This window comes from Marinobacter sp. B-12 (genome assembly GCF_056857915.1).
Genome location: NZ_JBSXOB010000021.1, coordinates 1 through 23,869, shown reverse-complemented (window position 1 = coordinate 23,869; position 23,869 = coordinate 1). Strand labels below are relative to the sequence as shown.

Below are 23,869 nucleotides of genomic sequence, written 5' to 3'. Positions count from 1 at the left end.
GAGAGCGGGTGTCGGGACAGCTTGCTCAGTGTAGACGGCGGAGGCGCCCCGGAGGCTCTCCATACTGCCGCCGAAAGGCGTGAGTAAGTGCGCTTTGACTGGAAAATCCCACCTGACTGGCAACCTCTGTCAGTGGCAAGGATGTTTCCAGTAACAACTCGCGAGCGCGACTCAGGCGCATGGCGCATACGTATCGGTACGGAGTTACACCCGTCGCATCGCGAAACAGTACGTGAAAGTGACCCACACTCCGGTGCACAGCACCAGCCAGCCTGGAGACCGGAAGCGGCTCGTGAAGGTGTTTTTGGATGAACGTATCCAGCGCCGCCAGATCAAGCTTGCTCAGTTGGTTGGGCGTAGGGCCAGTGGAGAACGTACGGTGGTGCAGGGCGGCCAACAGGCTTTGTGCCATACCTTCGGTCGCTTCCGGGTATATCTGCCAGATGGGCGCTTCCCGTTGAATATACGATAAAAGCAAACGCAGGTTGGAATCCGCCTCGAAATAGCGCGGGTCATCGAATAATCGCACCAATTTCGGGTCAACGTGTTCCGCGGGCAGGTCGACCACAACGTGGTTGTTCTCGCCGATCCCTTCATAGAAGTGTACTTCCCCGCCTGGCACCAGGCAGCCATGGGAAGCATCTATCTGTCCACCCTTGCCGGCAATCTCAAACTCTGCCCGCCCTGTCATTGCGATTACAAACTGGTGGTATGCGTGGTCGTGATGAAGGCAGCTGTTGGCCAGCGGTAGCGTTCGGATGCGGCTATTCATATTCGAAAATCATTCGCTGATGATGACGGTAGCTTATAGGTAATAAGTTCCTATGCAAACAGCAAACCACAATCCCTGCAATTCATATGCGTCTATCGCTTCAATAGTGATTATTGCAAGTTTCTTAGTTTCGATCAAAAAAACCGCAGATCTGAACAAGACCGTTGCGGGTTCTACTTACGACAATCAAGTCATGTTATCTGAACGATCACTCACAGGGTCACCTAGCCTTTCCATGGCGGCCCGGCATGCAACAAGAGAGCAACACCATGAACCAGACAGTCGCCTTCTTGGGCGCCGGCAACATGGCCGGCGCTATCATTGGTGGATTGATTGAAAGCGGTATGGCTGCCGACAACATTACGGCCACGTCTCCGGATAGCGCCGCGCAGGATGCGATTCGCGAGAAATATGGCATCCATTCTCATGCAGACAATCAAAAGGCCGCCGAGAGCGCAGACATTCTGGTTCTGGCGGTTAAACCGCAGATCCTGAAGGCCGTGTGCGAGCCGCTCAAAGGTGCCATCCAGGCGCGCGAATCAGCGCCGCTCATTATATCTGTAGCTGCAGGGATCCTGGGTGAAAACATCGATACGTGGCTTGGCGGGGGCCTGCCCATCGTTCGTTGCATGCCCAATACGCCCGCCCTGGTTCGTGCTGGTGCTTCTGTCCTTTGGGCCAACGACCGTGTGTCTGATGATCAGCGCACCAGCGCCGGCGAGTTGTTGGGCGCTGTCGGTCGCGTGGAATGGATTGAGAGAGAATCGCTGATGGATGCGGTCACCGCCGTTTCCGGCAGTGGCCCGGCCTACTTTTTCCAGATCTTTGAAGCCATGGAAGAAGCCGGTGTCAATCTGGGGCTACCCCGCGACACGGCTCGCCGTCTTGCCCTGCAAACCGGCTTTGGTGCTGCCAGCATGGCGTTGGCGAGCGATGAATCACCGGCGCAGCTGAAGAAAAACGTGATGTCTCCAAATGGATCGACCGAACAGGCTGTTATGAGTTTTGAGGCAGCGGGCCTGGCTGAAATATTTGAAAGGGCAATGATCGCCTGTGCCAATCGGGCGCATGAGATGCAGACAGAGTTCTCTTCCTGACGAGCGCGCAACGTGCGACTCGCAGGATCTACCCACCGTAAAACAAAGAAAGGCACAACTATGAAACAGATGCATAAGTTCGCGTCCGCAGCGCTGTTGGCCGCTGCCGTTGCAGCCAGCGTTACTCCGGCTCAAGCCGAAGACAAGTCCTGGCGCATGGCCACTCCCTGGAGTGGTGGGCCCTGGCTGGAACGTGATGCTCAGGATTTCGCTAATCATGTTACGTCGCTAAGCGATGGGGAAATCGAACTACAGGTGTTCCCTGGCGGCACGCTGGGTAGCGCTCTGAAGGTAACGGAGACGGTTGAAAGTGGCGTGGCTCAGGTCAGTCACAACTATCTGGCCTACGACTACGGCAAAGACCCCACCGCAGCTTTGCTGGCCGGCCACTCAAGCGGCCTGACGCCGGAAGAATTCATGCTGTGGATGTACCAGGGCGGTGGCGCCAAGCTGTACGAAGAGTTCCGCATGGAAGAGTTTGGTGTGGTGGCGTTCCCATGCACCATTCTTGGTACCGAGATCTTCCTGCACTCCAACAAGAAAGTGCAAACTCTGGAAGACTTTAAAGGACTGCGTCTTCGTACTTCGGGTGCCTGGGCTGAAATTGCCTCGCGTCTGGGCGCATCTACCGTGGTTATGGCCGGTTCCGATATCTACACGGCACTGGAGCGTGGCGTAATTGATGCCGCCGAGTGGGGCAGCCCTGAAATGAACAAGCCAACAGGCTTCCAGGACGTGGCTCAGTACGTCATCGTGCCCGGCGTTCACCAGTCTGGTGGTGTACTGGAGTGCCAGGTCAACAAGGATGCATGGGCAGAACTGAACGATCAGCAAAAGAATGTCATGCGTGAGGCCGCAAAGCTGACCGTATTCGACTCCTGGCTGGCCGCGTCCTACTCGGATCTGGAGGCTTACCGTGAGCTGGAAGAAGGGCCGAACGAAATCGTTCGCCTGGAACCGTCATTCATTCAGAAGATTTATGAAGAAACCGCTGCGTGGGAAGACGAGAAAGCCAAGGACAACGAATGGTTCGCCAAGGTTCTTGAGTCTCAGCGTCAGTTCAAAAAGGATATGGATAGCTGGCCTCAGTACCGTCTGAACGTCGGCAAATCTGAACTTTAATTTTCTGTTTCCAGTTACCGGAGCAGGGGCTGAAAGGTCCTTGCTCCGGCTTTTTTATTCGCCGGATCATGCTCATGACACTGATTGTATTAATAGAGAGGCTCACGAGGTACGCCGGGCATTTGGCGGCCGTCCTCATCCTGCCGTTGGTCGCCGCCTTGGCCTATGAGGTTTTCAGCCGTTACGTACTGGACGCTCCAACACTATGGGCCTTTGAAACAAGTTATATGATGATGGGTGCCATCTTCATGCTGGGCATGGCCAACGCTCTTCGCATTGGTCAGCACGTCAGCGTGGACGTGATTACCCTCAAGCTGGCGCCGCGCGTGAACGCCGCCATCCGTATTCTCTGCTACCTGCTCTTCCTGCCTTTGATGATCTGGTTGACCTGGGAAGTCTTCAAGTACTTCTACGATGCCTGGGAAAGTGGCGAGCGTTCCGGACGTTCAGCCTGGAACCCGGTTGTATGGCCGGTTTATCTGATCTGGTGTGTTGGTTTTTCTCTGATGTGCCTGCAACTGCTGGCTGAGCTTATGAAATCCGTTCGCACCCTGATCAAGGGTGACAGCGAAGCTCAGCACCGGGAGGAGTTGGTATGAGTGATTATCTGTCGTTGTTGATGTTCCCGCTGTTGATGTTGTTGATCTTCGCGGGCTTCCAGATTGCCTTCTCCATGATTCTGGTAGCGGCTGTGTTCGGCTTGATGCTGTTCGGTCAGACTGCCCCGTACCAGCTTTTGACCAAGATCGAGGATACCGCTTCCAACGCGATTCTGGCCGCAGTCCCACTGTTCATATTTATGGGCGCCATGTTGGAAAAGTCCGGCATTGCAGAGCGTCTGTTCAAGGCAGTCCATATGTGGACCGTGCGCTTGCCCGGTGGTCTGGGTGTAGGCGCCATCGTATTGGGCACCATCTTTGCTGCCTCGTCTGGCGTCGTGGGTGCCACTGAGGCGGTTATCGGGATGCTGGCCATCCCTGTGATGATGAAACATCACTACAACAAGAGCCTGATGTCTGGCGTCATTTGTTCATCGGGTTCCCTGGGAACTGCGATTCCCCCGTCCATTACCGTCGTTGTACTGGGTCCAGTGGCCAGCGTGTCCGTTGGTTCGCTGTTCAGTGGCCTGTTGATCCCGGGCCTGTTGATGGCTGTGTTATTTATCATCTATATCATTGCTATCGCCTATATCAAGCCCTCCATGGCGCCACGGGTTGATGACGAGGCTGTACATTACACCCTGGGCCAGAAGATGAAGGTTACCGTCTACGCCTTGCTTCCCACCGCCGCCCTGATATTCACGGTTCTGGGCACCATTCTGATGGGGCTGGCCACGCCGACTGAAGCCGCCGCGTGTGGCGCTGCCGGCGCGCTGGCATTGTCTGCGTTCTACCGAAATCTGAACCTGAAGGTGTTCTGGGATTCCTGCGGCCGCACGGTCAACATTACCGCGATGATCCTGCTGATCCTGTTAGGTGGCCACATGTTTGCCGGGGTGTTCTTCGCTGCCGGCGGTATGGCGACGGTGCAGTCGATGCTGATGGCTACTGGCCTGGAGCCCTGGGCCATCATTGGCTTGATTCTGTTGATTGCCTTCCTTGCGGGCTTCGTGCTAGACATGATGTCTGTCGTGCTGATCGTGATTCCGGTTGCCATGCCGGTCGTCCGCGCCCTGGGCTTCGACGACATCTGGTTCTGCGTGGCCTTCCTCGTGGTACTGCAGACAAGCTATCTGACACCACCTTTGGCACCGTCGATATTCTACTTGAGGGCCATAACACCGCCGGAGATCACTCTGAAACACATGTACCTCGGGGTCATTCCCTTCATTGTGATCCAGTTGATCGTGCTGGCAGTGGTGCTTTTCTATGAGCCGGCTGTCATGTGGTTGCCGGGCATAACTGGTGGGCCGTCCTGGTAAACCATTCATTGCGGGTGTCTGCTTGCAGGCACCCTGAACGGGAACTCAACGTATGCAAATACTCGACTCTGAAGTCGTCGCCGAAAACCTGCCCTGGAATGCGCTTGTCGACCAGTTGGAACGTGCTTTCGCTGGCGGTATCGTAACACCACCTCGCCACCATCATGCGGTTGAACGTCAGGACGGGGAGGCCACGATGCTGCTGATGCCGGCCTGGGAGGATCAGGGCAAACAGCCGGGCTATCTTGGTGTGAAGATGGTGAACGTTTTCCCCCAGAATGCGAATCATGGCATGCCCGCGATCAGCGGCGTCTACCTCCTGAGCGACGGCGCCACGGGCCAGCCCCTGGCCTGTATCGATGGCAGTGAGCTGACCCGCCGCCGCACTGCCGCGGCCTCCGCTCTGGCAGCCCGCTATCTGGCCCGTGAAGATGCTGAGACATTGGTCGTCGTGGGCACTGGCAAGCTGGCGCCAATGTTGATTGAAGCCCATGCGTCGGTACGGCCGATTCGCCGGGTTGTGGTGTACGGCCGCAATCTGAGTAAAGCGGAGGACCTGGCGCGGTTGTACTCGGGTTACAACAAAGGGCAGGCGGCGTTTGAGTCCGTCACCGCCACTGACAACCTGGCCTCGGTGGTTCCAGAGGCAGATATCGTCAGTGCGGCGACGCTCTCAACCAAACCCATGATTCAGGGTGAATGGCTGAAACCCGGAACGCATCTGGATCTGGTGGGGGCATTTCGTAAGGATATGAGGGAGACCGACAGCGAATGCGTTGCTCGTTCTGATGTCTTTGTTGACTCCTATGCAGGCGCTAAAGGCGAAGCAGGAGATCTGCACTTTGCTGTGAACGACGGCGTTTTTGACATGGAACAGATTCAGGCGGAGCTGTCTGAACTGGCAAGTGGTGCCCGTACTGGGCGCGCCGGTAATGATGCCATTACTCTGTTTAAATCCGTGGGTGTTTCGCTTGAAGATCTGGCTGCGGCGATTCTGGTTTGGGAGAACTATTCGAGTTCCAGTAAGCAGGGTAAAGCCTGATTACACGGTTTGTGTCATGCAAAATGGGTGGATGTCCACCCATTACCCTCCTGGAAATGGGTGGAATATTACCCGCTAGCGCTCAGTCTGCCCCGTCCTTGTTTTGTAAATTCCATTAAAATCAATTATTTATCCTATTTGGCCTGCTAGTTGCTCCTGTTCGTTGCTGTAAGTGTCCAACCGGAACCTGCTGGGCTCCGTTCTAGCACCCAACAAACACAACGAAATGGGAGCATTCTCTATGAAAACCCAATCCGTCATTGCCATGGCATTTGTCTCAACGTTGGCGGTCACCAGTCCCGCCATTGCACAGGACCGGTCTGATTGGCCGGATAACTTCACGGTCGGTACCGCAAGTCAGGGGGGGACCTACTTCGCGTATGGGTCCGGATGGGCAAACTTTGTGGCCGAGAATCTGGGCGTGTCCGGCGGTGCCGAAATCACCGGTGGCCCGATGCAGAATATGGCGCTGGTTCATACTGGCGATCTGAAGTTCGGCCTGACCACCATGGGGCCGGCGCAAGAGTCCATCGACGGTAACAGCCCACTGGCACCGGGCATGAAAATGGACAATGTGTGCGCGATGTTTCCCATGTATGAAACGCCGTTTTCCGTAACCGCACTTTCCAGTTCCGGCATCACGTCCATCTCTGATATTCCCGACGGTGCCACCATTGGATTCGGGCCGGCCGGCTCCACATCCGATACCTATTTCCCCCGCATCATGGAAACCCTGGGCGTCAATTTTGAGCGCCGTAACGGTAGCTGGTCCGATCTGGGTGGGCAGTTGCAGGATGGCCTGATTGACGTGGTGGCCTTTGCAGCCGGCATTCCGATTCCGGCGGTCAGCCAGTTGGAAGTACAGACCGATGTGACCATCATCGGCATGACGGATGAAGAGGCGAAGAAGGTGACGGATAATTTCCCCGTATCGGAATTCACCATTCCAGCCAGCACCTACCAGTCCCTGAATGAGCCGTCCCGCGTGGTGTCCATGTGGAACTTCGCCATGGTCAACTGCGACATGCCGGAGAGCTTTGTGTATGAAATTACCAAGCTGACCATGGAGAACAACGACAAGATGGTGTCCATCCACAAGGCCGCCAAAAACTCCGTTCCGGAAAACTACACGAAGAACAACGTCCTGCAATGGCATCCCGGCGCAGCTCGTTGGTTCAACGAAAACGGCTACACGATCGAAGACAGCAAGATCAATCAGTAACCATCGTGTGTGCAGGAGAGCCACTGCGGTGGCTCTCCTGAGCAAAGCCGGCGAACAGCCGGCCCCGTTTTCCCGTGAGCAGGGTCTATCATGACTGACAAACAACACCCCGAAGAACACCCGGTGAATGACATTGGCGATGACCACGTCCTGGCCCACGATGTCGATGAAGAACCGGTCGAGGCCAATCGCCGGCTGTTTAAAGGCGGCATGCTGAAATTTGTGACGTTGCTGGCTATCGCCTACTCGTCGTTTCATCTTTACAGCTTGAACATCGCACCGCTGGAAACCTGGTCGTTCCGGATTGTGCACATTGCGGGCGCGCTGGTGTTGGGCTTCATCCTGTTTGCCGGTGCCCGTTTTGTCTCCGCCGAAGAAGGTCCCGCACGCCATCGCTGGACGACCTGGATCGGCGCCTTGGCCATGGTGCCGGCTGTATACGCGCTGTACCAGACATTTTCGTTCCACCAGATGATTCTGGGTGGCGCGCTAAGAATTCCTGTTGACCTCGAAACCTGGCACTTCGGCTGGCCGCTGTTGGTCGCCAGTGCGACTGGTATCGTGATGAGCTGGTTTCACCAGCGTGAGCGTTCCCGCTTCAGTGTGCCGGATCTGGTGCTGATTGTGTGTTCGGTGGCGGTCGCCGCCTATTTCCTGGTGGTTTATAACACCTCCATGCGCATGTCCACGGGCACCTCGTTTGCGCCGGTCGGCATTTCATTCGCCGCCATTGCCGGCACGGCCCTGATCATGGAGTTGACTCGGCGGGTGGCAGGTCTGGCTCTGGTCGTTATCGGGCTGGTCTTCCTGGTGTATGTCTTCCTTGGGCCCTATCTGCCTGGCTTCCTGGGGTATCCGGGCCTGTCGGTCCAGCGCTTTTTCAGTCAGGTGTATACCGACGCTGGTATCCTCGGCCCAACCACCGCCGTGTCATCGACCTATATCATCCTGTTTATCATCTTTGCTGCCTTCCTGCAGGCGTCAAAAGTGGGCGATTATTTTGTGAATTTCGCCTTTGCCGCGGCGGGCCGCACCCGGGGTGGCCCAGCCAAGGTGTCGATTTTTGCCTCCGGTCTGATGGGTATGATCAACGGAACCAGCGCCGGCAACGTGGTCTCCACCGGTTCCCTGACCATTCCGCTGATGAAAAAGGTAGGTTACAGCAAACGGTCGGCAGGGGCCGTGGAAGCGGCGGCCTCGACCGGTGGGCAGATCATGCCACCGATTATGGGGGCGGGCGCCTTCATCATGGCTGAGATCACCGGTATTCCCTACACAGAAATTGCCATTGCGGCGATCATCCCGGCCATCCTTTATTTCGCTTCGGTTTATTTCATGGTGGACTTTGAGGCGGCGAAGACCGGCATGCGTGGCATGCGCGAGGATGAGCTGCCCAAGCTCAAGACCATGGTGAAACAGTGCTACCTGTTTGTGCCCATCATCATTCTGATTGTGGCCCTGTTTATGGGCTATTCGGTGATCCGGGCCGGTACGCTCGCAACGGTATCTGCCGCTGTTGTCAGCTGGTTCTCACCCAACAAGATGGGCATACGGAAGATTCTTGAAGCGCTGGAAGTCGCATCCTACATGGCTATCCAGATTATCGTGGTGTGTGCGGCGGCCGGTGTGATCGTGGGCGTCATTTCCCTGACCGGTGTCGGGGCGCGGTTCTCCGTGTTGCTGCTGGACGTGGCCGAGGCCAGTCAGTTACTGGCGCTGATCTTCGCCATGTTCATTTCCATCCTGTTGGGTATGGGCATGCCCACCACCGCCGCCTACGCGGTTGCCGCGTCGGTGGTCGCTCCGGGGCTGGTACAGTTGGGCATTGAACCGCTGACGGCGCATTTCTTCGTGTTCTATTTTGCGGTGGTGTCGGCCATTACCCCGCCGGTTGCCCTGGCCTCCTACGCGGCTGCCGGAATCTCGGGCGCCAATGCGATGGAAACCTCCGTGGCCTCGTTTCGCATTGGTATTGCGGCGTTCATCGTGCCCTTCATGTTTTTCTACAATGGCGCGCTACTGATGGATGCCGGCTGGTTTGATATCGCCCGTGCACTGATCACCGCCCTGTTCGGGGTGTATATGCTGTCCGGTGGTGTGCTGGGCTGGTTTGCCCGGGCCTCTGCTGGTGTGATCACCCGTCTTCTGCTGATTGGTGCGGCGCTGCTGATGATCGAAGGCGGTTTATGGACGGACTTGAGTGGTATTGCCCTGGCGGTCGTTGCGTTCCTGGCGCAGCGTCAGAGCAAGCTGCGCCCGGCCAGTACCTGAACAACAGTGGCTGGAGTGTCCGGGGCAGGGTGGCCGAGTGAAACTCGATTGCCCTGGCCTGGACAGGGCTATACTCTAGCGGCTTTCAACGGTTTTTCAGGAACCGGAGTGTATGTCCTACCGCATTATCGCGTTTCTTGTTTTTCTGGTGACTCTGGCCTGCTCATGGATCTTGGGTGGCTGGTATGGTTACCGGCAGGTTGAACAGGAGAGCGTGGAAGAGTCGTTTCGCTATCGCCAGCTCGTCGCCAATGAGCTGAACCGGTATGTACCCATCCCCGAGTTGATGGCCGAGCATCCGCTGTTGGCCGAAGCTCTGGCATCACCGGGTGACCCAGGGACACTCTTGCGAGCTAACGACCAGATGCAGCGAATGGCGACCATCGTCGGCAGTTCGGACGTCTATCTTATGGATGCCTCCGGAACGACTATTGCGGCAAACAACTATCTGCGCAGGGACAGCTTCGTGGGCCGCAACTTTGATTTCAGGCCCTATTTTCAGGACGCCATGGCAAGCGGGGATTCCGCCATCTATTTTGCCCTGGGCATCACCTCCGATGTCCGTGGCCTGTACTTCTCCCATCCTGTTCGCGGTGACAGCGGCGAGATCCTGGGTGTTATCGCCATGAAAGTTCTGGTGCATGAACTGGAGTCCCAGTGGCGGCGCCCCGCCTCACTGAAGGATTCGGAAATGGTGGTGTTGGACGACGCTGGTATCAGTTTCCTGTCCAGCAAGAGCGAGTGGCTGTACCGGAACTTTACTGGTGAGAATGCAGGCGCTCCCAGTGAACTGTCTCGCCAGCGTTACCCTGATCGTGAGCTTTCGCCGATTGATTTCGACAGCCTGGGATCACCCTGGGGGCTTTCCGACAAGGCAGGGACCATGCGTATTCACAACGATGGAGAGAGCCGCGAATATCTCAGAGTGCGAACACCCCTGCCGCGCCTGGACTGGACGCTGCAAGTCATGGTCAGTACCCGCTCTGTTGTGTGGAGTCGGCTCGGGTTTGCGGCGGTGGGCGTGGCGATCTTCGTGGTGGGTTTGCTCGCGTCGTTGTATTTGCGCGAGCGCTACCGCCGGGAGGCGGAATTGGCCTACCGGGGAGAGCAGCTCGAGCGCAGTGTCGCCAGCAGAACGGCGGAGCTTGAGCGCTCCAACCAGCAACTTCTGGATGAAATCCGCGAGCGGGAGAAAACCCGCGATGAACTCCGTGAAACCCAGCACGAGTTAATCCAGGCGGCCAAGCTGGCGGTGCTTGGCCAGATGTCTGCGGGCCTGAACCATGAAATCAACCAGCCACTGACGGCGATTCAGACCTATGCCCGCAACAGTCGCCGGTTCCTCGAGAAGGGGACGACGGAGATGGTGGATGCCAATCTTTCGGAGATCATCACCCTGTGTGACAAAATGGCGGAGCTTACCCGTCAGTTCAAGGTGTTTGCCCGCAAATCGGAAGGGCCACCGGCATTGGTTGATTTGCGGCAATCGGTTGACGGCGCCCTGAAGATAATGGCGGCGCAGGAGAGCCGGTCCGATATCTCCATTCAATGGCACCGCCCGGAACAGCCAGTGCAGTGCCATGGAGACCTGATCCGGATCGAACAGGTCATGGTAAACCTGGTGGCAAACGCCATTCAGGCCGTCGAAGGCAGAGAGCAGCCGAAGATCACCATTGATGTGGAAGAAGATGACGGGCATTGGTATTGCCTTGTGCGGGATAATGGTTCGGGCCTGCCGGGCAGTACGGAGCGGATTTTCGAACCTTTTTTCACCACCAAATCGGTGAAGCAGGGGCTGGGTCTGGGCCTTTCAATATCCCGGCAGATCGTGGATGCGCTGGGCGGCAGCCTGACGGGGCGTAACCGGAGCGACGGACCGGGCGCGGAGTTCGTATTAACACTCAGAAAGCGGGAGGCCACCGAATGACAGAGGCGTCGGTAATTTTTGTGGACGATGACCCGCATATCCGCAAGGCCATCGCGCAGACCCTTACGTTAGAAGATCTATCCGTTGCCTGTTTCGAGGATGCACGATCTGGCCTTGAAAACATTACACAGGACTACGAGGGCGTGGTGCTATGTGACTACAATATGCCGGGAATGGATGGCCTGGAAATGCTCGACAGGATTCGCGCCAAGGATGACACCATCCCGGTGATTATTCTGACCGGGCAGGGCGATATCAGCACGGCCGTCACCGCCATGCAGCAAGGCGCCTACGATTTTATCGAAAAGCCTTTTGATCACGACGAACTCCTGGAGCTGCTTCGCCACGCCCTGGAAAAACGTCACCTGGCACTGGAAAACCGACGGCTGAAAGCCCAACTGAAGCACCTGGCCCGGCCGGGTCCCAGGATTCTGGGGGATTCAGCCGGTATGCAGAAAGTGATGGCAACCATCGATCCGGTGCTGGATATCTCCGCCAATATTCTGTTGCACGGCGAGACGGGTTCGGGGAAGGATGCCTTGGCCCGCTATATCCATGAGAACAGCCCCCGAAGCACTCACAATTTCGTCGCCATTAACTGCGGCGCGGTACCCGAGAACCTGATCGAGAGCGAGCTTTTCGGCCACGAAGCGGGTGCCTTTACCGGTGCGGACAAACGCCGCATCGGTAAAATCGAGTACGCTCACAAGGGCACCCTGTTCCTGGACGAACTGGAAAGCATGCCCATGGCCCTGCAGGTCAAGTTGCTGAGAGTGCTCGAAGAACAACGTGTAGAGCGCTTGGGCAGCAACCAGGTACAGGATGTGGATGTACGCATCATCGCTGCCACCAAGGCCGACCTGAAGCAGCTTAGTGATGAGGGCGAGTTCCGGGCCGACCTGTACTATCGGCTGAATGTGGTGAAGCTGGATATTCCGCCACTGCGTGAGCGCAAGGACGACATTCCCGTGCTGTTCCACCATTTCGTGCTGATTGCGGCCGCCCGATACGACCGCGAGAGCATACCCCTGGATGCCAGCCAGGCCGCGCGTCTGATGCAACATAGCTGGCCGGGGAACGTGCGGGAGTTGAGAAACCTGGCCGAACGCTACGTTTTGCTGGGGCCGGTCGCATTGGACGAAAACGACTCCTCCTTCACCGCCAATGTGTCCGGGCGCCAGACGCTGTCCGAGATGATGGACGACTTTGAACGTTCAGCCGTCGTCAGCGCGCTCAATACCTGTCATGGCAGCATCAAGGACACCATGGTCCAGTTGGGCATCGCCCGCAAGACGCTGTACGACAAGATGAAAAAGTACGGGCTGGACAAGGCGCAGTTCCGGGATTGAGCTGACGACCTGATAAAATCCCTGTGGCGGTTACGGCTTCTCGCGGCTAGGCTTTTGTAATGTTTGAGTAGTCCGTCTTTTGAGCACAGGGAGTCTGAGTGTCACGTTTTGATCGTATTTATCGAATTCACGAACTATTGCGAAACGCCCGGCACCCGGTCCCCATGCGAACCTTCATGGAGGCACTGGAAGCCAGCCGCAACACCATAACCCGAGACTTCGAATACCTCCGTGACGCGCTGGGCGCGCCCCTCGAATATTGCCGTGATCATAACGGGCACCGTTACGACCCCCGGGCGCCGGTTTTTGAACTGCCCGGTTTCTGGATGAATCCAAGCGAACTTTATGCGCTACTGGCCTGCGAGCAATTGCTGGAGAACGTACAACCGGGCCTGATCAGTAACCGCCTTGCACCGCTCAAAGAGCGTATCCGACACCTGTTGGGGGAGTCTGGCCATGGGGCGGAGCGAATCAGCGAGCGCATCCAGATCCAACCGATCCAGGCACGCCACGCCGCCCATCAGATTTTTGATCCGGTCGCCGAAGCCACGTTATCAGGTAAGCAACTGACCTTTTGCTACGCAGCCCGTAGTGGCACCGGCAGCAAGCTCCGCAACGTTCATCCGCAGAAATTACTGCACTATCGCTCGAACTGGTATCTGCTGGCGCAATGCAGCCAGGCCAACGAACTTCGCCTGTTCTCGCTGGATCGGATAGCCGAGCCCGACATAAACGATGTCGATGCGCAGATGCTGGCGGTTGAGGAACTCGACGCGTTTTCATTCTCCAGCTTTGGCATCTTTGGCGGTGCCCCCAAAGGCACTGCGCATCTGAGGTTTTCAGACCATTCAGCCCAATGGGTAGCGGATGAAACCTGGCACGCCGAGCAGGTAGGGGAATGGCGGCAGGACGGCTACCACCTGAAAGTGCCGTACTCGGATGAGAGAGAAATTGCGATGGAGGTTTTGCGGTATGGGGCTGATGTGGAAGTGCTCGGGCCACCGGAGCTCAGGGAGGAAGTAATTCTGAGGATACGGAAGATGGCGGGGATGTACTGATAATTTAATCAGTGGTGCGGTGCTTGGGGCAGTGGGTGGAATAGGCTGGGATCGAATGAACAAGGAAAGGTCTTGATGAGCGGTATGTGTAATCACGATTATGTTGCCCACGTGAAGCTGGACAATCGCACCGGAGAATGGCTGGAGCCTCATGGTCTGGAGGAGCATCTTCAGAAAGTGGCCGAATTCAGTGGTGCGAATGCAGCGGAATTTCAGTCTGCTGGTTGGGGTACTGCCGCCGGGCTTTGGCATGATTTTGGGAAGTATCGTGGGGCCTTTCAGAAGTATATTCGTGATGCATCAGGTTATGAGCGTGAGAATGCCCATGTGGAGAGTCCGCAAAGGGTCACGCATTCCACGGCGGGCGCGGTTCATGCAACCCACCAATGGCCATCTGTGCCCGGTTACATCATTGCGTATCTCATTGCGGGGCATCATGCAGGATTGCCTGACTGGTCTGGAGGCCGCGGTTCGTTACAGTTTCGTTTGCGAGAGGCAGCACAGGAGTATTCGGAATCTATGGCCGCAGAGATTCCTGAACACCTGCTTAATGCTGATCAACCCAGTGTTCCGTGCCCGGCGCAGAATCCCCATTCAGTCAGTCTGTGGATGCGATTACTGTTCTCGTGCCTTGTGGATGCCGACTTTCTGGACACTGAAAGCTACATGGCACCGGAACGGGTTAATCAGCGTGGAAGGTCGCCGAAACTGCTTGACCTGCACCCAATATATTTCGAGAGAATGCGGAACCTTCTGCACGTTGCGGCTGATACCGAACTAAACAGGACTCGTAAGGCGATATTCGACGCCTGCCAGCAGGGTGCGGCTGAAGCGCCCGGATTATTCAGTCTGACCGTGCCTACCGGTGGCGGAAAGACGCTTGCCAGTCTGGGATTTGCGCTGGAACATGCCCGGCTGCACGGTAAGTCCCGAATTGTCTATGCTATCCCGTTCACCAGCATTATTGAGCAGAATGCTGGAGTTTTCCGGCAGTTTCTGGGCGATGAAGCTGTTCTGGAGCATCACAGCAGTCTGGACGTTGATCCGGGCGCCGAAAACGCCGGATTGAGGCTAGCCGCAGAGAACTGGGATGCCCCGTTGATTGTCACCACCAACGTTCAGTTGTTCGAATCCCTGTTTGCCAGTAGAACCAGCCGCTGTCGGAAACTGCACAATCTGGTAAACAGCATTGTGATTCTGGACGAAGCCCAGCAAATCCCCCGTGACTTTCACGAACCGATCACACGTGTAATGCAGCAGATGAGTGATCACTTTGGTGTGACCTGGGTGCTCTGTACAGCCACTCAGCCGGACCTCGGAAAACAGGTGGATCCCTTTGGCGGTGTTCTCCACACCGGCCTCGACAACATCCGTGAAATTATTCCGGAGCCAGCCGTGCTCGCTGATCAACTGAAACGGGTGAAAGTTGAGATGCCGTTGGACCCTGACGAGAAAACATCCTGGGAGTCGTTGGCAGGTCAACTGGCGGAAGAGGAATGTGTGCTGGTCGTGGTTAACAAGCGTCAGGATGCGAGAACGCTCTATGAGCTATTGCCGGAAGAGGGTGATACCTATCACCTGTCCGCCAATATGTGTGCCGAACATCGCTCCGCAGTCCTCCGGAAAATTCGCCACAAGCTTTCCGAACGGCAAACCAAATCTGCAAAGCCTTTGCGGGTAGTCAGTACCCAACTGATCGAGGCTGGCGTGGATGTTGACTTTCCGGTGGTCTACCGGGCCATGGCGGGGCTTGATTCCATCGCCCAGGCGGCCGGTCGGTGTAATCGGGAGGGGCGATTGCCAGAGCCGGGTCGGGTTGTAGTGTTCCAGCCAGAACAACTCCCTCCTCCGGGTTATCTCAGGCAAGCCGCACAAGTGACCATCAAGCTGCTCAGGAGTGGGCAATTGAGCGACCCGCTTAGCCCTCGGGCAATACAAGCATTTTTCACAGACCTAAACGCGCAGGGAGACCGCGACAAGCATGGTATTTGCTGGCTTCTGAAGGCAGAGAATTCCCCCGATACGCCTTTGGGTATTCAGTTTCGGGAAGCGTCGGAGAAGTTCCGTTTGATCGACGAAAAGGGCATTGGTGTGATTGTCCCGTTCTGCCCAAAAGGATGTGGAGAAACGCCTATCGATCAGTGGTTGGCCATGCTGGATCAGGACGGCTCCCAGAAGTGGGTTCACCGGAAACTGCAGAGATACAGCGTTACATTGCCGGAGGCACTCGCTAAACAGTTGTACGGGGTGGGGGCGATCTACGAATGTGCTGGTAAATTTGTTGTTGAATCCAGTCATTACCACTCGGTCTGGGGTGTTCAGGCACCGGACAGCCTGCTTCCTGCCGAGTCTACCGTTATATAGGAGGGCTTATGGGTTTTTGCCTTGAAGTCAGTGGAGAGTTCGCCTGTTTCACCAGGCCGGAGATGAAGGTAGAGCGGGTAAGTTATGACGTGATTACCCCGTCTGCCGCCAGGGCTATTTTTGAGGCCATCCTTTGGAAGCCGGCGATTCAGTGGCAGGTCACGCGAATAGAAGTGCTCAATCCGATCAAGTGGATGAACCTGCGGCGCAATGAGGTGGAATCCATCGTTTCAGCACGCTCTGCGAAGTCAGCAATGACTAGCGGTGAAGGGCATCTTGGAATCTATGTGGATGAACAGAGACAGCAACGGGCCAGCCTGCTGCTGAAAGATGTTCGATATCGACTCCACGGTGAGTTCCACATGACGGACAAAGCCGGTCCGCAGGACTCAGCAGCCAAATTTGCTGATATGTTTCGCCGCCGCGCAGAGAAAGGGCAGTGCTTCAATCAGCCCTATCTGGGGTGCCGCGAGTTCAGTTGTGATTTTGCTCTGGCGGATGCCAGTGGCGGTCCTAAACCAATCCAGGAGTCGTCGGACCTCGGGTTTATGTTATATGACCTGGACTATTCCGAGCCGACCGCGCCGCGCCCCTTGTTCTTCAGGGCGAAAATACAGAACGGTGTAGTGGATGTGCCCGACCGCGACAGCGGGGAGGTGAGGGGATGATTCTGCAGGCATTGTGTGAGTACTACGACCGAAAAAAGACTGCGGGCAGCCCGTTACCACCGGTAGGGTTTGAAGAGAAGGAGATTCCATTTGTCATTGTCCTCAGTCCTGAAGGGGAGTTTGTTCAGTTAAAGGATACCCGTGAGTTTCAGGAAAAAGGCAAACCCGTAGCCAGGACGTTCACTGTGCCACAGGGGATGAAGCGCAGTGGTGCCAAGTCCTACGAAACAGCCTACTGCCTCTGGGACCATTTTGGCTATGTGTTGAATCAGCCGAAGGTAGCCAAGCCAGGATCAGAGCCCAGCGCGAAGGAAGTAGAAATGGCAGGCAAACAGCACCTGGCTTTTATCGACCTGGTGAGTCGCCTTTGCGCCGACTTGCCGGGAGATGGCGGTGTTCGGGCAGTTCATGCCTTTCTGCACGATGAAGCAGAGAAAGAGAAAATCCGGCGGACACCTGAGTTTCAGGAATGCCTGAAAATTTCCGGATGCAATCTCACCTTTCAGTTAAGCACTGACAATAACCTCGTTTGCCAGTCGCCGGGTGTGCGCCAATGGATCGGCGAGCGGCCGCTGGACAACGAGAATCAGGATGGCATCTGCCTGGTAACCGGTGAAAGAACCAAAATTGCGCGTTTGCACCCAGCCGTAAAAGGTGTCTGGGGTGCCCAGATGGCCGGTGCAAATATCGTGTCCTTCAATATCGACTCTTTCAATTCCTGGGGAAAAGAAAAGGGAAACAATGCGCCAGTCGGTGAAGAAGCGGCCTTTAAGTACACCACGGCTCTGAACCAGCTATTGCGAACCAACAGCGCACAGCGATTGCAGCTTAATGAGACATCCGTTGTCTGGTGGTCATCAAGCGAGAACTTCCTCGAGAGCAGTTTCCAGTCGTTCTTCAACGATTCACCCAAGGATGACCCAGACAGTGGCGCCCGGGCGGTCAGACAGCTTTTTGAAAGTCTACACACCGGCGCATTCATGGAGGGCGATGGCAAGGCGCGCTTTTATCTTCTTGGCCTTTCCCCCAACGCAGCCCGGATTGCTGTCCGATTTTGGCAGGTGGGCACAGTGGCGGAATTCAGTGGGCAGTTGGCCCAATGGTTCCGCGATATCGAAATCGCCAGCAAGAACGCCGACTATCCACCTTTGAAACCACTGCTACGCTCAACGGCACTGTTGGGAAAAGATGAAAACCTGACACCTCATCTGGTCGGTGAAACGGTGCGTGCCATTCTAATGGGGTTACCACTACCGGCAAGTCTTATGCAAGGTGTAATCAAGCGCATCAAAGCTGAGCAGGGCGAGGTTACTCCCTATCGGGCGCGATTGATCAAAGCCTTCCTGAACCGCTCTTATCGTCATCAGAATCTCACCAATAAGGAAATCACCATGGCCTATAACCCCCAAGAGAAGCGGATTGGTTATCGTCTGGGAAGCCTGTTTGCCGTGCTGGAAAAGCTGCAATCGGATGCCAATCCGGGGCTGAATGCAACCATCCGGGATCGATACTACAGCAGTGCTAGTTGTAGTCCGAAATCTGTTTTCGGAACCTTGATGCGGTTGCACGCCCATCATCTTAAAAAACTGTCGCATCAGGGACAGCGGGTGGTCGCGGAAAAGCGCATTGCAGAAATCATGGCAGACATCAACGAATTCCCCGCTCACCTTAGCTTGGAAGAGCAGGGATTATTCGCCATCGGTTACTACCACCAGAGACAAGCACTTTTTACTAAACAGTCTAAAGAACAAGCCCGTGATGAATCAGAAGGAGTCGAAGCATGAGCCTGAATAACCGTTACGAATTTGTGTACCTCTTTGATGTGAAAGATGGAAACCCCAACGGCGACCCGGATGCAGGCAATCTGCCACGGGTGGATGCCGAAACCGGTCAAGGGTTGGTCACCGATGTGTGCCTGAAGCGCAAAGTACGTAACTACGTTGGCATGGTGAAAGAGGAAACTCCTCCGTTCGAGATCTACATCAAAGAAAAGGCGGTGTTGAACAAGAACAACTTGCGAGCATACGAAGCACTGGAATTGAAACACGAGTCAAAGAAGCTGCCCAAAAAGGAAGAGGATGCCAGACAAGTAACCCAGTGGATGTGTCAGAACTTCTTTGATATCCGTACCTTCGGAGCCGTCATGTCTACAGATGTAAACACCGGTCAGGTTCGCGGCCCTGTTCAGATGAATTTCGCCCGAAGTGTTGAGCCGGTTGTAAGCGCCGAGCACAGTATTACAAGGATGGCCGTAACCACCGAAAAAGAGGCCGAGGCGCAGAGTGGTGACAACCGCACGATGGGACGGAAGTTCACAATCCCGTACGGCCTATACCGCTGCCATGGATTTATCTCGGCAAATCTCGCCAAGCAGACAGGTTTTGGTGAAGAGGATTTGAGATTGTTCTGGGATGCGCTGGTTAACATGCTGGACCATGATCGCTCTGCCGGTCGGGGAGAAATGTCACCTTGCGCGTTGCTGGTGTTCAAACACGAGTCGGCGCTCGGTAATGCGCCGGCCAGAAAACTGTTTGAACTGGTTGATGTTAAACGGAAGTCTGAGGGGCCTGCCAGGGATTTCAGCGACTACGAGCTAGTCGTGAACGCAGACGAATTGCCGGATGGTGTAGAGTTAATCAAGTATCTGGACTAGCGGGGGAACCGCTTGCCCCATTCAGTATAGATAGTCAGGAGAGTACTCCAGGGATGAAACAATGTTCGGCAGTCAGGTTCAGTGGTCATGCGCTTAGGCGCATGCTCGAAAGGTCATTGTCTTCGGAAGAGGTCACATTCACTATTCAAACCGGAGAAACTGAATGAAATGCGCAAGTTGTAGGAACGGGGCAACCCATCCCGGCACTACCACTGTCACCATGACACGAGGAGAGGCAACCATCGTTGTCAAAAATGTGCCCGCTGAGATTTGTGATAATCTGCGGCGAGTATTACCTCGACGATGCTATCTCGGCAAAGATTCTGAGCATGGTGGAGGAGGCTATCAAACAGAATCATGAGGTAGAGGTGATTCAGTTCGCCGCCTGAGAGGCCACCAACCTATGCAGGACGAAAAGCTCATACCACTTTCAGCGCTGCAGCATTTCGCCTTTTGTCCGAGGCAGTGTGCGCTCATACACAATGAGCAGGTATGGGCGGAAAACTGGCTGACAGCCCAGGGGCAAGTGCTTCACCAACGGGTTGACCGAGGTGAGCCGGAAACCCGCAAAGGTATCCGGTATGAGCGTGGCGTTCTGGTCAGTGCGGAATCTATTGGCATCACTGGGAAACTAGACCTGGTCGAAATCGACCTGTCCACTGGTGACATGAAACCGGTGGAGTACAAGAGGGGCAAGCCGAAAAAGGATAACTGGGATCGGATTCAGCTCTGCGCTCAGGGATTGTGTCTTGAAGAGATGCAAGGCCGGCCTGTTCGGGGCGGGGCGCTTTGGTACTGGCAAACCCGCCACCGGGATGACGTAACCTTCTCCGAAGATCTACGCAAGGAAACCCGGCAGGTTATTGCCGATGTTCGCCAGCTTCTGGTTAGCGGGCAGACTCCAAAGGCCGCTTATGAGAAGAAGTGCGATGCTTGCTCATTGTTTGATTTATGTAATCCAAAGCTCTTGGGCAAAGACCGAAGTACCCGTTATGTCGATGATCTGTTCGACGAGGGAGACACCGAGTGAAAAAACTCCAGAACAGTCTATATGTCACCCGGCAGGGCTCTTATGTTCACAAGGAGCGTGAGACTGTCGTAATCGAGCACGAGCGCCAGAAACTGATGCAAGTGCCAATACATTCTGTTTCCGGACTGTTTTGCTTTGGGAATGTTCTGGTTTCGCCAGCGTTGATGGGGTTTTGTGGTGAAAAGGGTGTGAATCTTGCATTTTTCACTGAGTACGGTCGTTTTTACGGTCGGCTTCAAGGCAAGAAGTCGGGCAATGTATTGCTTCGCCGGGCCCAATACCATGCGGACGAAAAAACCTCTCTTGAAATCGCCCGCTCAGTGGTAGCCGCCAAGCTCGTTGGTTCCAGAAACCTCCTTTTACGGCATCAGCGCAATCATGGCACCACCGGGCCAGTGGAACATGCGGCCAAACACCTGGCGGCATCGATACGTTTGGCGAAATACGTTGATAACCTGGATTCGTTGCGGGGGATTGAGGGGGACGCGGCTGCCACGTACTTTTCCGTCTTCGAAGTGCTTATTAATGAAAATCGGAGAGAAGACTTTTCGTTCTCTGGCCGCAATCGCCGCCCGCCAAGAGACCCAGTCAACGCGTTGCTATCATTTGTCTACGCCATCCTCGGGCAGGATATTGGTGCCGCTCTGAATGGCGTAGGGTTGGACCCTCAAGTCGGTTTTTTACATGCGGATCGGCCTGGAAGAGACAGCCTCGCGCAGGATTTGCTGGAGGAATTTCGTCCCTGGTTGGCTGACCGTCTGGTCTTAAGCTTGATTAACCGGCGGCAACTAAAAGCGTCTGATTTTATTACTGAGTCGTCCGGTGCGGTAAGGATGTCTGATGGTGCCCGCAAGCAGTTGTTGGTGGCCTATCAGGAGAAAAAGCAGCAGGAAGTAATGCATCCATTTCTCAAGGAAAAGGTGCCTATAGGCATCATTCCTCACATCCAGGCTATGTTACTCGCCCGCCACTTGAGGAAAGATCTGGAGCGTTACCCGCCTTGCGTAATGAGATAGGAATAGTGCGATGATGGTGTTGGTCACATATGATATTTCATTGGAAGACCCGGAAGGACCAGGCAGGCTCAGGCGGGTTGCAAAGGCCTGTCTGGACTACGGGGTTCGTGTGCAGTATTCGGTTTTCGAATGTGAAGTAGACCCGGCACAATGGACGATCTTCAGAGACAAACTTCTGGGTTTGTACAATGAGGAGTCGGATAGCTTACGGTTTTACAAACTTGGCAAGAACTGGAAGAACCGAATTGAACATCATGGTGCGAAACCAGCACCTGACATATTCCGGGATGCGATGATTCTCTGAACGCTAACCGGTAGTGCTCATTAAAAACCCGGTATGTTAGCGATTTGCCAGAGCCTGTATGGGTTCTGGCTTTATTCGTTTTGGGCTATCTGAAACTGCTACGGCAGCCATCGGCCATCGGTAGATAGCGAAAATAGCTATTTGGCGGCTTTATTGTCAATGAGTTAGGATTGAGCGGTCGCGCCCCTCGCGGGCGCGTGGATTGAAACTTATTATCGGTGTTGCCATGGCATTCAAAGCCATGTCGCGCCCCTCGCGGGCGCGTGGATTGAAACACACAAGTTTGATGGTTTTGGTTGCGGCTCTGACGTCGCGCCCCTCGCGGGCGCGTGGATTGAAACCCCGGATATGACCGGCGTTTTTGCCATTCTTCCGTCGCGCCCCTCGCGGGCGCGTGGATTGAAACGATGATCTGAAGGGGAAACGGGATGTTGACTACGTCGCGCCCCTCGCGGGCGCGTGGATTGAAACGGAGTAGTGCTGTGTCCTCACAGGTAATATTGAGTCGCGCCCCTCGCGGGCGCGTGGATTGAAACCCTTAGTGGCTCTGGCACACCCTATACGTGTTCAGGTCGCGCCCCTCGCGGGCGCGTGGATTGAAACTTGAAGCCTAGCCGCTCCATTTCTGCCATGAGATGTCGCGCCCCTCGCGGGCGCGTGGATTGAAACTCAGAGTTATCGGAAAAGTCGCGCGGATCAGTTGAGTCGCGCCCCTCGCGGGCGCGTGGATTGAAACACTAACACCGCAGGCGCGGGCACCACCACTGCGGCGTCGCGCCCCTCGCGGGCGCGTGGATTGAAACGCATAAGAACGGGTTTGACCCCGCTTCGCCAGAGTCGCGCCCCTCGCGGGCGCGTGGATTGAAACCCGACGAAGTTGGCCCTGCAATCACCTCAGTCAACGGTCGCGCCCCTCGCGGGCGCGTGGATTGAAACAAGACCGCATTGTTTTCGGCTGGGTTGCCAACTAGTCGCGCCCCTCGCGGGCGCGTGGATTGAAACCCGTTCACCGGATCCAGCATAAGCGGGGAGGCCGTCGCGCCCCTCGCGGGCGCGTGGATTGAAACCAATTACTTGCCACAAGGATGGCAGTTGCACCCGTCGCGCCCCTCGCGGGCGCGTGGATTGAAACAAAGGGCATGGCGGAAAAGAGTTCTGATCCCATGGTCGCGCCCCTCGCGGGCGCGTGGATTGAAACTATTCTTTTCAGTTGCTCCGAGTTCACCCGTACAGGTGGTCGCGCCCCTCGCGGGCGCGTGGATTGAAACCGAAGGACATCGGGGTTACTCTCCGAGACGCTGCCGTCGCGCCCCTCGCGGGCGCGTGGATTGAAACAAGAAGGACATCGGGGTTACTCTCCGAGACGCTGCCGTCGCGCCCCTCGCGGGCGCGTGGATTGAAACATGGACTACCTGTCCGCCTTGTCCGAGGCTCCGCGTCGCGCCCCTCGCGGGCGCGTGGATTGAAACGTGTCATACGCCGAATATAAGTCGGTCCCCCGGGTCGCGCCCCTCGCGGGCGCGTGGATTGAAACACACATAACGGGCATTATGCGCGCTTTGGTAGCGGTCGCGCCCCTCGCGGGCGCGTGGATTGAAACGAAGCCAACGAAATGTTTTTCGAACTGGTTATTGACGTCGCGCCCCTCGCGGGCGCGTGGATTGAAACATCTAAGCGGGGAAGGGTGTCGGATGGTCTCTGACGTCGCGCCCCTCGCGGGCGCGTGGATTGAAACAACATGGCAACTTTCACCAAGACTCTCTGAACAGTCGCGCCCCTCGCGGGCGCGTGGATTGAAACTCCGCCATCACACGCTGATAGGCGTAGTCGTTGCGTCGCGCCCCTCGCGGGCGCGTGGATTGAAACCCCGGTAAGGGTATTGACGCCTGCGAAGTCTCCGTCGCGCCCCTCGCGGGCGCGTGGATTGAAACCCGTCCTGTACAATAGAAGGTATCTCGCTTTTCTGTCGCGCCCCTCGCGGGCGCGTGGATTGAAACTTGCCAGCGACCATATCGAAGCCATGTCGGACCCGTCGCGCCCCTCGCAGGCGCGT

The 23,869-nt window shown here is 56.0% G+C and carries 19 protein-coding genes and 1 CRISPR repeat array; of the genes, 18 read left to right on the top strand and 1 reads right to left on the bottom strand.

Going from position 1 to position 23,869, the window contains the following annotated elements:
- Positions 1-25: 25 nt before the first annotated feature.
- Positions 26-772 carry an AraC family transcriptional regulator gene (locus AC13D2_RS01510; protein WP_421910340.1) on the bottom strand — a complete coding sequence of 249 codons (747 nt, stop codon included), beginning with the start codon at positions 770-772 and terminating at the stop codon, positions 26-28.
- Between the two features lie 269 nt (positions 773-1,041).
- Here AC13D2_RS01510 and proC point away from each other — a divergent pair, with 269 nt between their 5' ends.
- The 18 genes from proC to cas2 all read left to right on the top strand — a co-directional run bounded on the left by proC (position 1,042) and on the right by cas2 (position 21,816).
- Positions 1,042-1,869, top strand: a complete 828-nt coding sequence (gene proC, locus AC13D2_RS01505; protein ID WP_421910341.1) for a pyrroline-5-carboxylate reductase — start codon at positions 1,042-1,044, stop codon at positions 1,867-1,869.
- Positions 1,870-1,929: 60 nt separating this feature from the next.
- Positions 1,930-2,991: a TRAP transporter substrate-binding protein DctP gene (gene dctP / locus AC13D2_RS01500; protein ID WP_292047944.1), complete on the top strand. Its 1,062-nt coding sequence runs from the start codon at positions 1,930-1,932 to the stop codon at positions 2,989-2,991.
- A gap of 74 nt (positions 2,992-3,065) precedes the next feature.
- On the top strand, positions 3,066-3,590 hold the full coding sequence (locus AC13D2_RS01495; RefSeq protein ID WP_292047945.1) for a TRAP transporter small permease subunit: 525 nt from the start codon (positions 3,066-3,068) through the stop codon (positions 3,588-3,590).
- Positions 3,587-4,912, top strand: coding sequence for a TRAP transporter large permease (locus AC13D2_RS01490; RefSeq protein ID WP_420390666.1), 1,326 nt, complete (start codon positions 3,587-3,589; stop codon positions 4,910-4,912). Before AC13D2_RS01495 ends, AC13D2_RS01490 begins: the two co-directional genes overlap by 4 nt.
- Before the next feature lie 52 nt (positions 4,913-4,964).
- Positions 4,965-5,954, top strand: a complete 990-nt coding sequence (gene lhpI / locus AC13D2_RS01485; RefSeq protein WP_300498476.1) for a bifunctional Delta(1)-pyrroline-2-carboxylate/Delta(1)-piperideine-2-carboxylate reductase — start codon at positions 4,965-4,967, stop codon at positions 5,952-5,954.
- A 241-nt stretch (positions 5,955-6,195) separates the two neighbouring features.
- The gene (locus tag AC13D2_RS01480) at positions 6,196-7,176 is read left to right on the top strand and encodes a TAXI family TRAP transporter solute-binding subunit (RefSeq protein WP_292047948.1); all 981 of its coding nucleotides are present in this window, start codon (positions 6,196-6,198) and stop codon (positions 7,174-7,176) included.
- A gap of 90 nt (positions 7,177-7,266) precedes the next feature.
- Positions 7,267-9,447 (top strand): TRAP transporter permease, encoded by a 2,181-nt coding sequence (locus tag AC13D2_RS01475; RefSeq protein WP_300498477.1) that lies wholly within the window; start codon positions 7,267-7,269, stop codon positions 9,445-9,447.
- Between the two features lie 112 nt (positions 9,448-9,559).
- Positions 9,560-11,374 (top strand): sensor histidine kinase, encoded by a 1,815-nt coding sequence (locus AC13D2_RS01470; RefSeq protein ID WP_482938123.1) that lies wholly within the window; start codon positions 9,560-9,562, stop codon positions 11,372-11,374.
- Positions 11,371-12,723 carry a sigma-54-dependent transcriptional regulator gene (locus AC13D2_RS01465; RefSeq protein WP_482938122.1) on the top strand — a complete coding sequence of 451 codons (1,353 nt, stop codon included), beginning with the start codon at positions 11,371-11,373 and terminating at the stop codon, positions 12,721-12,723. The genes AC13D2_RS01470 and AC13D2_RS01465 overlap by 4 nt, the downstream gene beginning before the upstream one ends.
- A gap of 98 nt (positions 12,724-12,821) precedes the next feature.
- Positions 12,822-13,781 (top strand): helix-turn-helix transcriptional regulator, encoded by a 960-nt coding sequence (locus AC13D2_RS01460; protein ID WP_482938121.1) that lies wholly within the window; start codon positions 12,822-12,824, stop codon positions 13,779-13,781.
- A 75-nt stretch (positions 13,782-13,856) separates the two neighbouring features.
- Entirely contained in the window at positions 13,857-16,145 is a 2,289-nt protein-coding gene (gene cas3 / locus AC13D2_RS01455) for a CRISPR-associated helicase Cas3' (RefSeq protein ID WP_482938120.1), read from the top strand.
- An 8-nt stretch (positions 16,146-16,153) separates the two neighbouring features.
- Positions 16,154-16,813 carry a type I-C CRISPR-associated protein Cas5c gene (cas5c, locus tag AC13D2_RS01450; RefSeq protein ID WP_482938119.1) on the top strand — a complete coding sequence of 220 codons (660 nt, stop codon included), beginning with the start codon at positions 16,154-16,156 and terminating at the stop codon, positions 16,811-16,813.
- Positions 16,810-18,597, top strand: coding sequence for a type I-C CRISPR-associated protein Cas8c/Csd1 (cas8c, locus tag AC13D2_RS01445; protein ID WP_482938118.1), 1,788 nt, complete (start codon positions 16,810-16,812; stop codon positions 18,595-18,597). Before cas5c ends, cas8c begins: the two co-directional genes overlap by 4 nt.
- Positions 18,594-19,466 carry a type I-C CRISPR-associated protein Cas7/Csd2 gene (cas7c, locus tag AC13D2_RS01440; RefSeq protein ID WP_482938117.1) on the top strand — a complete coding sequence of 291 codons (873 nt, stop codon included), beginning with the start codon at positions 18,594-18,596 and terminating at the stop codon, positions 19,464-19,466. Before cas8c ends, cas7c begins: the two co-directional genes overlap by 4 nt.
- Before the next feature lie 163 nt (positions 19,467-19,629).
- Complete coding sequence (locus AC13D2_RS01435; RefSeq protein ID WP_482938116.1) at positions 19,630-19,827, top strand: type II toxin-antitoxin system MqsA family antitoxin; 198 nt, start codon at positions 19,630-19,632, stop codon at positions 19,825-19,827.
- 42 nt (positions 19,828-19,869) lie between these two features.
- Entirely contained in the window at positions 19,870-20,496 is a 627-nt protein-coding gene (gene cas4 / locus AC13D2_RS01430; protein ID WP_482938115.1) for a CRISPR-associated protein Cas4, read from the top strand.
- The gene (cas1c, locus tag AC13D2_RS01425) at positions 20,493-21,512 is read left to right on the top strand and encodes a type I-C CRISPR-associated endonuclease Cas1c (protein WP_482938114.1); all 1,020 of its coding nucleotides are present in this window, start codon (positions 20,493-20,495) and stop codon (positions 21,510-21,512) included. Before cas4 ends, cas1c begins: the two co-directional genes overlap by 4 nt.
- 10 nt (positions 21,513-21,522) lie before the next feature.
- Entirely contained in the window at positions 21,523-21,816 is a 294-nt protein-coding gene (cas2, locus tag AC13D2_RS01420) for a CRISPR-associated endonuclease Cas2 (RefSeq protein ID WP_482938113.1), read from the top strand.
- A gap of 177 nt (positions 21,817-21,993) precedes the next feature.
- A CRISPR array of direct repeats spans positions 21,994-23,813; the repeat unit is 32 nt; unit sequence GTCGCGCCCCTCGCGGGCGCGTGGATTGAAAC.
- Between the last annotated feature and the right edge of the window lie 56 nt (positions 23,814-23,869).